Raw genomic sequence first — 13,990 nt, 5'->3', positions numbered from 1 at the left:
GCGGCGCGGTTATCGCGGGCAAGCCTTGCTCCCACAGATAAATCCCCTCGCCACAGGAGCTTGCTCCCGCTGGCCTGCGCAGCAGCCCCCCTCACCTTTGGATCAGAACCTCGGCTTGACGGTTTTCCACTCCGGCCGGTAGCGCTGCATCTGCCGCACATCGTCACGCTGGCGGATGCCGCAACTGAGGAACTGGTCATGCAGCTTGCCCAGTTGATCCCGGTCCAACTCCAGACCAAGGCCAGGCGCCCGGGTGATCTTCACGCAGCCGTCGACAATCGGCAGCTTGCCGCCCTTGACCACTTCCTCATCCGGTTCCTGCCACGGGTAATGGGTGTCGCAGGCATAGTCCAGGTTCGGCACCGCCGCCGCCACGTGGGCCATGGCCATGAGGCTGATGCCCAGGTGCGAGTTCGAATGCATCGACACGCCCAGGCCGAAGGTGCTGCACATTTTCGCCAAGGCCTGGGTGTCCCGCAGGCCGCCCCAGTAATGGTGGTCAGCCAATACGATCTGCACGCTGTTCAACGCTACGCTACGGCGAAACTCGTCGAAATCGGTGACCACCATATTGGTCGCCAGCGCCAGTCCCGTGCGCTTGTGCAGCTCGGCCATGCCTTCCAGCCCCGGCGTCGGGTCTTCGTAGTACTGCAAGTCATCGCCCAGCAGCTCGGCCATGCGAATCGAGGTTTCCAGCGACCAGTTGGCATTGGGATCGATGCGCAGCGGATAGCCGGGAAACGCTTGTTTCAACGCCTTGATGCAGGCGACTTCATGCTCTGGATCGAGGGCACCGGCCTTGAGCTTGATGCTCTTGAAGCCATAGTCCTGGATCATCCGCCGGGCCTGGGCAACGATCTGCTGCTCGTCGAGCGCCTCGCCCCAACTGTCTGGCGGATACGGCGAATCGATGTGCTCGGCATACTTGAAAAACAGATAGGCGCTGAACGGGATCTCGTCGCGAATCGCGCCGCCCAGCAGGTCCACCAGCGGCACGTTCAGGTAGTGGGCCTGCAGGTCCAGGCAGGCCACTTCGAACGCCGAATAGGCATTGCTCACTGCCTTGCTCGCATGGGAACCCGGCGCCAGTTCGGCACCGGCCAGGCTCGGCGGTTTCTGTGCGGCGACGGTCGCCTGGACGATGGCCCGCAACTGGTTGAGATTGAACGGATCCAGGCCGATCAACTGGCTCTGCAACTGCTGCTGGATCGCCAGGGCCGGCGCATCGCCGTAGCTCTCCCCCAGGCCGATGTAACCGTTGTCGCTCTCGATCTCGATGATCGAGCGCAGCGCGAACGGCTCATGGATGCCGCTGGCGTTGAGCAAAGGTGGGTCGCGAAAGGCGATGGGGGTGACAGTGACGCGTTTGATCTTCATACAGCGGCTCCCGATGGGCCAGGGTTCAAGGCTTGGTTTTTTTCCGGCTGGTCGGCATCGGCAACGGTTCCAGGTCGACCGGCATCCGGGGTGTCGCGCTTGGGCGCGGTGCGGGCGAAAAAGATCACCACGGCGGCGACGAGCGAGGTTATCGCCAGCCCATACAGACCGCCCTCGATGGACCCGGTGGTTTGCTCCAGGAAACCGAAGGCCGTCGGCGCCACGAAGCCGCCGAGGTTGCCGATGGAGTTGATCAGGGCGATCACCGCCGCGGCGATGCGCGCATCCAGGTAGCCCTGAGGAATCGGCCAGAACAACGCCGACGCGGCCTTGAAACCGATCGCCGCAAAACAGATCGCCACGAAGGCAAAGATCGGCCCACCCGTGGTGGACATGAACATGCCGAACGCAGCCACCACCAGCGTCACCGCAACCCAGGCCTGCTGGAACTTCCATTTGCCGGCCAGGGCGGCAAAGCCGTACATGGCAACGATAGAAATGATCCACGGGATAGAGTTGAGCAAACCGACCTGGAAGTCCCCCAGGTTGCCCATTTTCTTGATCATGCTCGGCAGCCAGAACGTGGCGCCGTAGATGGTCAGGGCGATGGAAAAGTAGATGAAACAGAACAGCGCGATCTGTCGGTCGGCCAGCAACTTGAACATCGACGGCTTGATCACTTGCGCCGCTTCCCGGGCCCGCTGCTCTTCGGCGATGGCGGCGATCAATACGGTTTTTTCTTCAGTCGTCAGCCATTTGGCCTGGCTCGGGTGCGATTGCAGCCAGAACCAGACGAACCCGCACAGCACAATGGAGGCGAAACCTTCGATCAGGAACATCCACTGCCAGCCATGCAGGCCCATCCCGCTGATGTGCAGCAAGGCGCCGGACACCGGGCCGGAAATCACCGAGGCGATGGCCGAGCCGCTCAGGAAGATCGCCATCGCCTTGCCGCGCTCATTGGCGGGCAGCCATTGGGTGAAGTAGTAGATGATGCCGGGAAAGAACCCCGCCTCCGCCGCGCCGAGGATGAAGCGCAGCACATAAAAACTGGTCTCACCGCGCACAAAGGCCATGGCCATGGCCGCCGCGCCCCAGGTGAACATGATGCGCGTCAGCCAGGCCCGCGCGCCGTAGCGTTGCAGCAGCATGTTGGACGGCACTTCGAACAGCGCGTAGCCGATGAAGAACAGCCCGGCGCCGAGCCCGTAGGCCGCGGCACCGATGCCCAGGTCGGTTTCCAGGTGACTGCGCACGAAGCCGATGTTGACCCGGTCGATGTAGTTGACGATGAACATCACCACCACCAGCGGCAGGACATGACGTTTGACCTTGGCCGCCGCGAGCGCCAGGGTGCTGTCATGGGTGGAGTCCGTTACGTTATTCAAGGGGTGCCTCCCGATCATTGTTTTTGTGGGGAACGGGACGATGATGGACGCGGTGGATTGTTCCCGTCTAATCTAACTTGGCACTTGATTGATACCTGGATTGAATCAATGTTTGAACTGGCCCAGTTGCGCTGCTTCACCACCGTGGCGACCGAACTCAACTTCCGTCGCGCCGCCGAACGCCTGAACATGACCCAGCCACCGCTGAGCCGGCAGATCCAATTGCTGGAACATCACCTGGGCGTCGAGCTGTTCACCCGCAGTACCCGCAGCGTGGCGCTTACCGCCGCCGGCCGGGCGTTTTTCATCGAGGCGCAAAACCTGTTGGAACAGGCGCAACAAGCTGCCGTAGCCGCCAAACGTTTTGCCCAAGGCGACATTGGCTCGGTGACCATCAGCTTCGTCGGCAGTGCGGTGTATGAGTTCTTGCCCAAGGTGATTGCCGAGGCGCGGCTGAAACAGCCCCAAGTGAAGATCGTCCTGGCGGAAATGAACACCTACCAACAACACGAAGCCTTGCGCGCCCGGCGCATCGACCTGGGCATCGTCCGCTCGCCGCTGCTGGAAACCGGTTACGCCACCGAATGCCTGGTGCGTGAGCCCTTCGTACTGGCGGTGCCTGCCGGGCATCCGCTGGCCAGCGCCGAATCCGTCAGCGTCCAGGACCTGGATGGACAGCCGTTCCTGATGTACTCCCACGCCGCCTACCCGCCCTTCAACGAACTGCTTACCGGCATGCTGCGCTCGGCCCGGGTCGCGCCGCAATTCGTGCAATGGCTGGGGTCGTCGCTGACGATCCTGGCGCTGGTCAACGCCGGCATGGGCCTGGCCCTGGTACCGCGTTGCGCCACCAGCGTGGTGTTCAAGCAGGTGGTGTTTCGCGAGATCGACCTGGGCGAAGGGGTGCAAAGCGAGTTGCACCTGGTGTGGCGCGAGGACAACGACAACCCGGCGTTCACCATGTTGCTGGAGGGGATTCGGGGGGCGGTTCGGGAGGGACTTTAAGCGATACACAAAAACTGTGGCATGTGAAACCCGTGGCGAGGGAGCTTGCTCCCTCGCCATATGACCAGCGCCCTTGAGCCATGTGTCTGATGGGTTTGCCAGCGCCCTATTCCAGTTCTTCTCGACAAGTTGTACGATGACCGACGAGCGTCGAATCGCTCGCGTTCCCGATACCTACAAAAATAAGGAAATCCCCATGAAAAAAGCCACATTGGTCATCAGCTTGCTGTGCCTGTTCAGCGGCTATGCAGCAGCAGCCGCTACATCGCCCGAGCAAGAAGTAGCTCAGGCGGTCGATCATTTGACCCAAGCCATGCTGCACAAAGACATCCCACAACTTCAGGCCCTGGCCGCCGAAAACCTCACCTACGGGCACTCCAGCGGTAACATCCAGGACAAGAAAGCCTTCATCGCCGATATCGAAACCGGCAAGAGCGCGTTCAAGACCCTGGAGATGCAGAACCAGAAAATCACCTTGTCAGGTGACGTGGCGCTGGTGCGCAATCACTTCTCGGCCCAGGCGCTCAAGGGCACTGAAGTGGTACCGACGGAAATCGAGAATTTCCAGATCTGGCAGAAGCAGAAGAATGGCAAGTGGCTGCTGATCGGTCGTCAGGCGTTTCGGTTCTGATAACGAGCTAGGCCGGGTAATTAGTGCATTATTTGAGTTTATGGTGATCCATTGTGGCGAGGGAGCTTGCTCCCGCTCGGTTGCGCAGCAACCGCAAAATCCTGGGGCCGCTACGCAGCCCAGCGGGAGCAAGCTCCCTCGCCACGGTTTGCTCTTTTCGCCCGTTGTGTTTTCCCCTCATATCGCGGCCCACTGCTCCCGGTACTGCAGCAGAAAATCCACAAAAGCACGCACCCGCTGCGGCACGTACCGGCCATGGGGATACAGCAAGGTGAACGGCCGTGAGCGCCCCGCGAAAGGCGCAAGCACCTCCACCAGTTGCCCGTTGGCCAGCTCCTGTTCCACGATGAATTTGTAGGTCTGGAACAAGCCGGCGCCATGCTTGGCCAGCGTCACCCCGCCGAGCACATCATCCGAACAGCAATAGCCCCCTTCGCCGAATACTTCCTTTTCCTTGCCCTCGACATTGAACAACCAGGAAATCCGTCGCCCGCTACTGGGCAATTCGAACTGGATGCACTCGTGATCGTCCAGGTCTTCAAGGGCCTGGGGCGTGCCGGCCTTGCGCAGATAATCCGGGGACGCGACCACCACCAGTTTCGCGTCTTCCAGCAGTCGGGCGATCATCGACGAGTCGGGTTGGGCCCGTACCCGAATGGCGAGGTCATACCCCTCGGCGACGAAATCGATGTTTCGATTGCTCAGGTGCAGGTCTACAGTCACTTGCGGGTACAGCGCCCTAAAGGCCGGCAGCAAGGGCAGGATGCGGTGATGACCGTACGTGGTGGGCAGGCTGATACGCAGTTGCCCGGACGGCACCGATTGCGCCCCCATCATTTCCTGTTGCGCCTCCACCAGTTGCGTCAACGCCTGGCGGCATTGCTCGAAATAGGTCCTGCCGGCTTCGGTCAAGCGGATGCTGCGGGTGGTGCGCACGAAAAGTCGTGAACCCAGGCGCTCTTCCAGACGAAAGATCGAGCGGCTCACCGCTGCCGGAGTAACCCCCGCCAACTGCGCCGCTGCCGTGAAACTGCCCGCCTCCGCCGCCAGGCAGAACAGTTCTATGCTGCCCAACTGCAGATCTACGAAATGACGTTTCATGATTGATTACACCGCGTATCAACTGAAGTTGCCAAAAGCCTGTTTATCAGCCTGCGGCGTATAAATACAGTGGTCCTTCAATGGCGCGGGAATACTCCTGCGCATTTTCTCAGCAGCAGGAGTGCAACATGCCTTTCGTAAACGTGCGAATTACCCGTGACGGCGTGACCCGGGAACAGAAAGCCCAGGTGATTTCCGAAATCACCGAAACCCTCCAGCGCGTGCTGGGCAAGGACCCACACTTGACTCATATCGTGATAGAGGAAGTGGACACGGATAACTGGGGATATGCGGGAATGACCACGACGGAGTATCGAAGTCTTCCGAAGGAATAACGCTCTGCCCTTTCGAGCCCGGTCCGATTGACCGGGCTTTCTATGTCTATCACCCCAATAACTCTGTGGGAGCGAGCCTGCTCGCGATAGCGGTGCGTCAGTCAACATTTGAGTCGGCTGATATACCGCTATCGCGAGCAGGCTCGCTCCCACAGTGGCTTGTGTTGATCCAGTCATTGATTACATGACGTATCAACTCAAGTACCAGAAGCCTTATTTATCAAACTCTGAGGCATCAATACCCTGAGCTCAACCACCGCCATACAGGCGCACCGGTTCAACTCAATGTGATCAGGAGTCAATCATGAGCCTCAACAAAACCGTCATCATCACCGGCGCTTCCAGCGGGATCGGCCTGGGTTTGGTCAAGGCGTTCCTGGCCCAGGGGTATAACGTGGTGGGCAATGCCCGCTCCCCGTCCGGCCTGGACGCTGCCGCTGCCCAGCTCGGTCACCCGGCCGGTTTCATCGGCGTGGCCGGCGACATCGCTGACCCGGCCACTTCAGCCGCCCTCATCGCCCAAGCCGTCGAGGCGTTTGGTGCCGTTGACGGGCTGGTGAACAACGCCGGGTTCTTCCTGCCAAAACCCTTCGTCGAATACAGCCCCCAGGACCTGGACGCGCTGCTGGACACCAACCTCAAGGGGCTCGTCTATGCCAGCCAGGCCGCTGCCGCACACATGATCGGGCGCCGGCAAGGCTTCATCATCAACATTTCGGCTGCCGTGGCCTTGCAACCGAACATCCAGGTACCGGCAGCCCTGCCGGTGTTGATCAAGGGCGGCGTCAACCAGATGACCCGCGCCCTGGCCCTGGAACTGTCGCCCCACAACATCAAGGTCAACGCGGTCGCCCCCGGCATCATCGACACGCCCATGCACGACCCGGCGCACCGCGACTTCCTCGACAACCTGGCCCCGGCCGGTCGCGTGGGCACCATCGAGGAGATTGCCGAAGCCGTGTTGTACCTGGCGGGCGCTGATTTCACGACCGGCGCGATACTGCCGGTGGACGGCGGCATGAGCAGCGGCAAGTGGTAAAAAGAAAAACCCCGGAGGCAGGACCTTCGGGGTTTTCGTGACGCACTGGATTCAGAGCGTGTAGGAGATGCCGGCCTGCACGGTCCGCGGTGCGCCTGGGTAGGCATAGACGCCACCGAATGCACCCTCTTCGTAGTCGGCGTCGAACAGGTTCTTCAGGTCCAGGTTGAGGCGGATCCGCTCGTTGACCTTGTAGTAGCCGAGCAGGTCGACGACGGTGTAGCTGTCCATGGTAAAGGTGCTGGCCGCCGTATTGCCGGCCCGCTCATCGACGTACTTGGCGCCCAGGCCCAGGCCGAGCCCCTTGAGGCCACCGTCCTGGAACTCGTAGACGTTCAACAGGCTGAAGGAGTTCTTGGGCACGTTGAGCAAGCGGGTGCCGGTTGGGATATTGATGTCCTTGGTCACTTCGGCATCTACATACGCGTAGCCACCGATCACGCGCCATTCTGGCGTTAAATTGCCCGCCACATTCAAATCGAAACCACGGCTGCGCACTTCCCCGGCAGCCACGTTGAAGGTGGAATCCAGCGGATCGGGCGTGAGTACGTTGCGCTTTTCAATCTGGTAGATCGCCGCATCAACGCTCAACTGACGATCCAGCGCTTCCCACTTGACGCCCATTTCGTAGGACTTGCCCTCTTCCGGCTTAAACCCCTCACCCAGCCCCTGGCGACTGGCTCCGGTGTTGGGTTTGAACGAGCGCGCGGTGTTGGCGTAGAGCGCAACGGTATCGGTCAGATCGTAGATCACCCCCAGGCGTGGGGTGACAGCATTTTCAGTCTTGTCCCAGTTACGGCTACCGGGCCGAGCCTGAGGGACGAAGGATTCGTACTCATGCTCGAATCGCTCAAACCGCGCCCCAGCCAACACCTTCAGGCGCTCAGTCAACGCCACCTGATCCTGCACGAATACGCCAAACGTCTTGAGATTTTCCTGGTCATCGGTGGGCGTACGCGTCAGTGCCGGACGCGGCTGGCCATACACCGGGTCGAAGATATCGATCGGGTAGGCACCGGTGCCCGCGGCGGAGCGCTGGATGATGGACTGGTAGTCGTAGTCTTCATACTCGATGCCCGTCAACAGCGTGTGCTCGAACCCGCCGGTGGAGAAATGCCCGGTGAGGTTGAGTTGGGTGTCGCGGTCGGTCCATTCCAGCTTGCGGTAGTTGAAGTTGCGACCCAGGGTACGCCCATCGGCGGCAATGCCGTTGCCTTCCACGGCATTACCCTGCAAGGTGCCATCGAGCCATTGGGTACCGCCGGCCAGGGTCCAGTCGTCGTTGAGCATGTGCTCGAAACGCACCTGCAACATGTTGTTGTCGTTGTGCAGCTTGCCGGCGTCTTTTTCGCCGAAGAACGTATCGCGCGACGCGGTGCCGCGCTGGCCGGCGTAATGAGTCAAGCCACGATCCAACGGCGCATTGTTACGCATGAAATCGCCTTCGAAGGTCAGGCGCGTGGTGTCGTTGACCTGCCAGGTCACCACTGGCGCAACACCGTAGCGCTCGGTCTCGACGTGATCACGGAACGTATCACCGCCCTCGCCGATCACGTTCAGGCGATAAGCCAGGCGCCCTTCTTCGTCCAATGGACCGGACGCATCGAGCGTACCGCGACGCATCCCCTGGTCGCTGACCTGGCTGCCCAGGGTCACCTTGCGCTCGGCCAACGGTTGTTTGGACACCACGTTGAAGGTACCGCCCGGGTCGCCACGGCCATAGAGCATGGTGGCTGGGCCGCGCAGGACCTCTAACCGCTCGATGGTATTGGCGTCCGGCATGTTCGGGTAGCCACGGTTGATCGGGAAGCCGTTACGGTAGAACTCCCCGGTAGTGAAACCGCGTACGGTGAAGGTGGTCAGGCCCTGGCCACCGAAGTTGTTGGCCCGGCCTACCCCGCCGGCGTAATCGAGGGCGTCTTGCAGGCGCGTGGCACTGAGGTCTTCGACCACATCGCGGGACACGACGGAAATGGATTGCGGGGTTTCATGGATCGCCGTGTCGGTACGGGTGGCACTGGCTGAGCGGGTGGCGTGATAGCCCTTCACCGGGCCCTGTGCTGACTCATAGTCTGCAGCGCCGACGATGTCCGTGGCTTGCAGCTCGAGGGTCGCGGGGTTGGCAGGGGTTGGCTCTTCAGCCCAGGTGGAAACGGAATAAGCCTGGAGCACACACAGTGAAACGAGAATCCGACGCATCGGTGCACAATCCTAATGGAAACAAGCCACCCACATCGGGAGGCTGACAAAAATGTGTCGCGAAAGATACAGTAACTCATTGTCGTTTGATATCTATTCCCATTAACACTGGTATTTTTTGTGACTGACCAGTCCGCCATCGCGAGCAAGCTTTGCTCCCACAGGGATCTATAGCGGTACAAGTCTTGTGATTGCCCCTGCTCGCCCCTGTGGGAGCAAAGCTTGCTCGCGATAGCGCCAGAACAATCCCCCCATACCCTATTGGCCCGCCGCAATCGACTCCTGCTCCACCCGCTGGAAGAACACCTGCGCACGATGATCCTGGGTATAAGCCACATTCAACCGCAACCAGTCGCAGTCCTCACCCTGAGGCAGGAACGTCGAGCCCTGGGACAATTGGATTTGCAGTTCCCGGGCAATCTGCTGCACCCGTTGTGCCGCCAGGCCCCGCGGCCTGGCCCAGACGAACATGCCCCCCATCGGCTCGGCAAATACCTCCCAATGGGCCGGGTCCAGTTGGCGCAGCGTACTTGCCATCTGCTTGTTCAGGCGCTGGCGCAAGCGCTGGATCAACTTGCGATAGGCGCCGTTGGCCAGCAACGTCGCCACCACGTTTTCCGCCAGCAACGAACAACCGATGCCGGTAATCATCTTGACTTCGGCCAGACGCTGGATGATGTCGGGATGGGCGACCACGTAGCCGATGCGCAACGAACTGGACAGCGTCTTGGAAAAGCTCGCCAGGTAGATCACCCGGTCCAGGGCATCCAGGGAGGCCAGGCGTGACGTCGGGCCATTCTGGAAATCGGCGTAAATGTCGTCCTCGATGAGGCGAAAGTCATGGGCCGTTGCCAGTTGCAGCAAACGATAGGCCACGCTCGGCGCCAGGCTGGTTCCGGTGGGGTTCTGGTACATGCTGTTGATGAAGAAGTACGAGGGCTTATGCTCGCCGAGAAGCTGTTCCAGGCGAACGATGTCCGGGCCTTGCGCGGTTCTTGGCACCGCCAGGGTCTTGACCCCATGCAGCTTCAGCAGATTGAACAGGTTGTAGTAGCCGGGGCTTTCCACCAGCACCAGGTCACCGGGCTTGAGCAGGGTTCGCACCAGCAGGTCGAGGCCTTGGCTGGCGCCTTGGGTGGTGATGATCTGCGCCGGGTCGACGTGAATGTCGATCAGACCCAGGCGCTTTTGAATGTGCAGGCGCAGATGCGGCGAGCCTAACGGGGTGCTGTAGTTGAACAACGCGTGGTTGTCGCTGCGCACCACCTGGCGGATCGCCTGGCCCAGGTCGGTGTCATCGCGCCAGGCGTCGGGCAGCCAGCCACACCCCAGCTTGAGCTGCGTCGATTCATTGTCGAACAACCGCCACGGTGCGTTATCCGCTTCAGGTGCCGGCGCTACCGGCCGGGCCAACCGCTGCGCGACAAAAAAACCCGCGCCATGCCGGGACTCCAGCACCCCGCTGGCGACCAGTTGATCATAGGCCTTGATCACGCTCGACAGGCTCAGGCCATTTTCCCGGGCCAGTTGGCGAATGGACGGCATCCGTGTGCCAGGACGAATGCCATGGGCATTGATCCAGCCCATGAGGTGCGTCACGAGCTGCCGGATCACGGGCTCGGCAACGTTGCGATCAATCTTCAGATCCACGGCGGGCACTCTTGACTAAGTGTTCTCGATTTTTCAGAAAACAGTTAAACACAAATGGCCGACGTCTGTTCCTTGTTTGCGGTGTGCCCGGCAGTGATAGTCCCCGGGACCTCATGCACACCCTTTAAGGAATACCCTTGAACCCACAGCATCGACACTCCTGGGGACTGGCTTTCGGCCTTTGCCTGATCACCCTCGCGGTCAACTTGCAGGCGCCGCTGTACACCACCTATGCGCAGTTGTCCGGCTATGGGGCCGGCGCCACGGCGGTGGCGTTTTCCGGTTATGTGCTGGGCGTCCTGCCCGTCTTGCTGGCATTCGGCGGGCTCGCCGACCGGGTGGGGCGCAAGCCGTTGATCCTGGTCGCGCTCGGGTTGTCGATGCTGGCGACGCTGGTGACACTGCTCTGGCCAAGCCTGGAGGCCCTGGGCGTGGCACGCCTGATGATGGGAATCGGCACAGGGCTGGCTTCGGCCACATCGACCGCCTATATGGCCGAGCTCATGGCAACCGGCGACCCCCGCTCGCCGGCCAACCGGGTCACCGCCAGCACTTCCCTGGGGTTTGGCCTGGGCGCGGCGTTGACCAGTCTCTTCCTGTTCGTCCATCACAGCGCCACTCCCGGCAGCTTCTGGTTGCAACTGATGTTGGCGGCCATGGCGATCGGCGTGGTCTGGCGGCTACCGGACCCGGCGCGGAAAATCAAAGACGCACCGCTGCTGCGCCTGCCGTTGTTTCCCGCCGGCAGCCTGCCCTACAGCTTTTCCATGCTGTTGGCCTGGGCGACCTCGGGCCTGGTCATCGCCATATTGCCCTCGGTGCTGGCGACTCACGATTTGCAGCGTTGGTCTGGCTTGTCGACCTTCACGGTCATCAGTTGCGGCTTGCTCTTCCAACCCTGGGTTCGGCGCATGCAACCGGCCAGGGCTACGGGCCTGGGGCTGTTGATCCTGCCGGTGAGCTACGCGTTGCTGGCCTGGGGCGCGAGTGCCGGTTCCTTGGCCGCCGTATTGCTTGGTGCGCTGGGTGCCAGCAGTGCGTGCTATGGCTTCCTGTACCTGGGCGGGCTGTCAGCCGTCACCGCCATGGCCGGCGTGGAAAAGGCCCGGGTCAGCGCCGGATTCTTCCTGTTCGCCTATGTCGGGTTCAGCATCCCGGTGGTGGTGACCGGGCTGCTGGCTGACGTTTTTGGCGCTGACGTGGCGTTGATCGTGTTCGGCCTGGCGCTGCTGGCTGGGGCGTCTGTCACTGGATGGCGTATCGTCCGGACGCAGGCCTATGTGACCCAACTGTCCCATGGTTGAACACAAAACCTTGTGGCGAGGGAGCTTGCTCCCGCTCGATTGCGCAGCAATCGCAAAATCTCAGGTCTGCTGCGCAGCCCAGCGGGAGCAAGCTCCCTCGCCACAGAGTCGACTTTATCCCCGGTGCAAACAGGGCTGGCTAAACCCCACTGGGACACTACGCCCCGCAAAGTCGTATACCATATCCCCATCTAAGCCGAACGACTCTCCGCCGTGACTTTATCCAAATTCAACCTGCCCGACCTGGGCAACACCCCCTCCACTTCGGAAATCATTACCCGCCACCTGCGCGATGCCATCGTGGCTGGGCACTTTGCCGAGGACGAGCCGATTCGCCAGGACGACATCGCCCGCCAGTTCAACGTCAGCAAGATCCCCGTACGCGAAGCCCTCAAGCGTCTGGAGGCCGAGGGCCTGGTGATGTTCCAGCGTAATCGCGGAGCGATGGTGACGCGCATTTCCGAGGCGGAGCTGGCGCAGATGTTCGAGGTGCGGATGCTGCTGGAGGACAAGGCGTTGCGCCTGGCGATTCCCAATATGACCGAAGAGACCTTCGCCCGGGCCGAGAGCATCTGCCGTGAATTCATCGGTGAAGACGACGTGGGTCGTTGGGCCGAACTGAACTGGCAGCTGCATGCCTGTCTCTACGAACCGGCCCAACGGCCCTTCCTGGTGAGCTTGATCCGTTCGGTCCACGACAAGTTGGAGCGCTATCTGCGCATGCAAATGAGCCTCTCCGCCGGCAAGGAGCGCGCCGACCACGAGCACCGGGAAATCCTCGACGCCTGCCGTGCCGGTGATGTCGAACGGGCGGTGAAGCTGTTGGACGAACACATCGCCGGGGTCTGCAAGACGCTGTTCGAGTTCCTGCCTTCGAACCATTGAGCCCGCCCGAAATACCGAGTCGATGATCGACCCGGTATTCTTGAGGACCTATACATATGTACCGCAGCGACTGTCCGACGCCGCCCTAGAATCAGGTGCCTTCGTTATCTGAAACAGACACTTGCTTTCAACCATGACACCTCCATTCGACACCTTCATCGACAGCCTTTCTGTTACAGCTTCCATAAAGAATCAAAACTGGGCGGGCACGGACGACAGCATCTATATCTCGATGGGCCCCCTGGGCCAGATGCAATTGTTCTGCGAAGCCCCCAGAGTGGGGCAAGTCATCCACGTGGATATCGACATTGCCCGGATGTTCGGTCGAGCACGTATCTCGCTCGGGGAAATTGACGGACTGGCCCTCTACCAGGTGCCCGTCGCACACCCGATCGCTTCTGATGACTGGGCGCTGGAATCGGTGCTGATCAAAGCCAATGACATCTATGCCAATACCTCATTCAAACGGATCGACACATGGCTCAGAAACTCATCCGCGCACTTGCAATTCGTATGGTCAGGTCATGTTCACTTTTCCGACTGGAAGAATTCCGACCATAGATCCATCGATCTCAGCGCCCAGACCTATCCGATCAGGTGGATGCCCTTTATCGGCGACCTGATGCATTGGCGCTGTTATGACCCATCGAAAATAGACGGCGTGGGTCAGTTGATCGGAATGTGGGACGGTCAGTTGATCGGCAATCAACTGAAGACACACACCAGTGAACTGCTCGCCCCCAACGACCAGTCCAATAGTTACACATGGGTCTATACACCCGAACACGCCATTATCTATAAGCGCTGGGAGCATAGCGACCGGGCCAACTACGTCAGGCATAGCCAGCTTGGCAGTGGCAGGCCGGTCATGTGTGCCGGGGAGCTCAAGGTCACCGAACATCGTATGGACCATGTGATCGCCATGGTCAACGATGCTTCCGGGCATTACAGGCCCGACGGCGGCGCCTGCCTGCGGTATGTGGCCGAGAAGTTCGAGGCCTTGGGGATCAATACCGAGCATATCGAATGGCGATGGCAAGACAGGAACGCCTGATCAGGCTCACCTGGCTGCTGCC

General features: G+C 60.8%; 12 protein-coding genes. 7 read left to right on the top strand and 5 right to left on the bottom strand.

Annotation, left to right across the window (positions count from 1 at the left end; genetic code table 11):
* Positions 1-102 precede the first annotated feature (102 nt).
* Together PSH86_RS14035 and PSH86_RS14030 are read right to left on the bottom strand one after the other, a co-directional pair.
* Positions 103-1,377, bottom strand: a complete 1,275-nt coding sequence (locus tag PSH86_RS14035; protein WP_212802373.1) for a glucarate dehydratase family protein — start codon at positions 1,375-1,377, stop codon at positions 103-105.
* Positions 1,374-2,783, bottom strand: coding sequence for an MFS transporter (locus tag PSH86_RS14030; RefSeq protein WP_305490277.1), 1,410 nt, complete (start codon positions 2,781-2,783; stop codon positions 1,374-1,376). Before PSH86_RS14030 ends, PSH86_RS14035 begins: the two co-directional genes overlap by 4 nt.
* Before the next feature lie 90 nt (positions 2,784-2,873).
* On the opposite strand from PSH86_RS14030, the gene PSH86_RS14025 reads away from it, so the two are divergent.
* Both PSH86_RS14025 and PSH86_RS14020 read left to right on the top strand, forming a co-directional pair.
* Positions 2,874-3,770 (top strand): LysR substrate-binding domain-containing protein, encoded by an 897-nt coding sequence (locus tag PSH86_RS14025; RefSeq protein WP_305490276.1) that lies wholly within the window; start codon positions 2,874-2,876, stop codon positions 3,768-3,770.
* Between the two features lie 196 nt (positions 3,771-3,966).
* Entirely contained in the window at positions 3,967-4,401 is a 435-nt protein-coding gene (locus PSH86_RS14020) for a nuclear transport factor 2 family protein (RefSeq protein WP_176687999.1), read from the top strand.
* 177 nt (positions 4,402-4,578) lie between these two features.
* Here the strand turns inward: PSH86_RS14020 and PSH86_RS14015 are convergent, their stop codons facing one another.
* Complete coding sequence (locus tag PSH86_RS14015; protein WP_305490275.1) at positions 4,579-5,502, bottom strand: LysR family transcriptional regulator; 924 nt, start codon at positions 5,500-5,502, stop codon at positions 4,579-4,581.
* Positions 5,503-5,630: 128 nt separating this feature from the next.
* On the opposite strand from PSH86_RS14015, the gene PSH86_RS14010 reads away from it, so the two are divergent.
* Together PSH86_RS14010 and PSH86_RS14005 are read left to right on the top strand one after the other, a co-directional pair.
* Complete coding sequence (locus tag PSH86_RS14010) at positions 5,631-5,837, top strand: 4-oxalocrotonate tautomerase family protein (protein WP_025213530.1); 207 nt, start codon at positions 5,631-5,633, stop codon at positions 5,835-5,837.
* A gap of 304 nt (positions 5,838-6,141) precedes the next feature.
* A complete protein-coding gene (locus PSH86_RS14005; protein ID WP_109756168.1) occupies positions 6,142-6,876 on the top strand; it encodes an SDR family NAD(P)-dependent oxidoreductase in 735 nt (244 codons plus the stop codon).
* 51 nt (positions 6,877-6,927) lie between these two features.
* Here the strand turns inward: PSH86_RS14005 and PSH86_RS14000 are convergent, their stop codons facing one another.
* Together PSH86_RS14000 and PSH86_RS13995 are read right to left on the bottom strand one after the other, a co-directional pair.
* Positions 6,928-9,075, bottom strand: coding sequence for a TonB-dependent siderophore receptor (locus PSH86_RS14000; protein ID WP_305490274.1), 2,148 nt, complete (start codon positions 9,073-9,075; stop codon positions 6,928-6,930).
* Between the two features lie 258 nt (positions 9,076-9,333).
* Positions 9,334-10,725: a PLP-dependent aminotransferase family protein gene (locus tag PSH86_RS13995; protein WP_109756170.1), complete on the bottom strand. Its 1,392-nt coding sequence runs from the start codon at positions 10,723-10,725 to the stop codon at positions 9,334-9,336.
* Positions 10,726-10,862: 137 nt separating this feature from the next.
* Between PSH86_RS13995 and PSH86_RS13990 the strand changes: the two genes are divergently transcribed.
* From PSH86_RS13990 to PSH86_RS13980, 3 genes are all read left to right on the top strand, one after another.
* The gene (locus PSH86_RS13990) at positions 10,863-12,029 is read left to right on the top strand and encodes an MFS transporter (protein WP_305490273.1); all 1,167 of its coding nucleotides are present in this window, start codon (positions 10,863-10,865) and stop codon (positions 12,027-12,029) included.
* A gap of 213 nt (positions 12,030-12,242) precedes the next feature.
* Positions 12,243-12,914 carry a GntR family transcriptional regulator gene (locus tag PSH86_RS13985; RefSeq protein ID WP_109756172.1) on the top strand — a complete coding sequence of 224 codons (672 nt, stop codon included), beginning with the start codon at positions 12,243-12,245 and terminating at the stop codon, positions 12,912-12,914.
* Positions 12,915-13,047: 133 nt separating this feature from the next.
* Positions 13,048-13,968, top strand: coding sequence for a hypothetical protein (locus tag PSH86_RS13980; RefSeq protein ID WP_109756173.1), 921 nt, complete (start codon positions 13,048-13,050; stop codon positions 13,966-13,968).
* The last annotated feature ends 22 nt before the right edge of the window (positions 13,969-13,990 follow it).

This window comes from Pseudomonas sp. FP2300 (assembly GCF_030687595.1).
In the GTDB taxonomy this organism is placed as follows: domain Bacteria; phylum Pseudomonadota; class Gammaproteobacteria; order Pseudomonadales; family Pseudomonadaceae; genus Aquipseudomonas; species Aquipseudomonas bijieensis.
The sequence above is the reverse complement of the archived record's forward strand: the minus strand, read 5'-3'. Positions and strand labels throughout refer to the sequence as shown.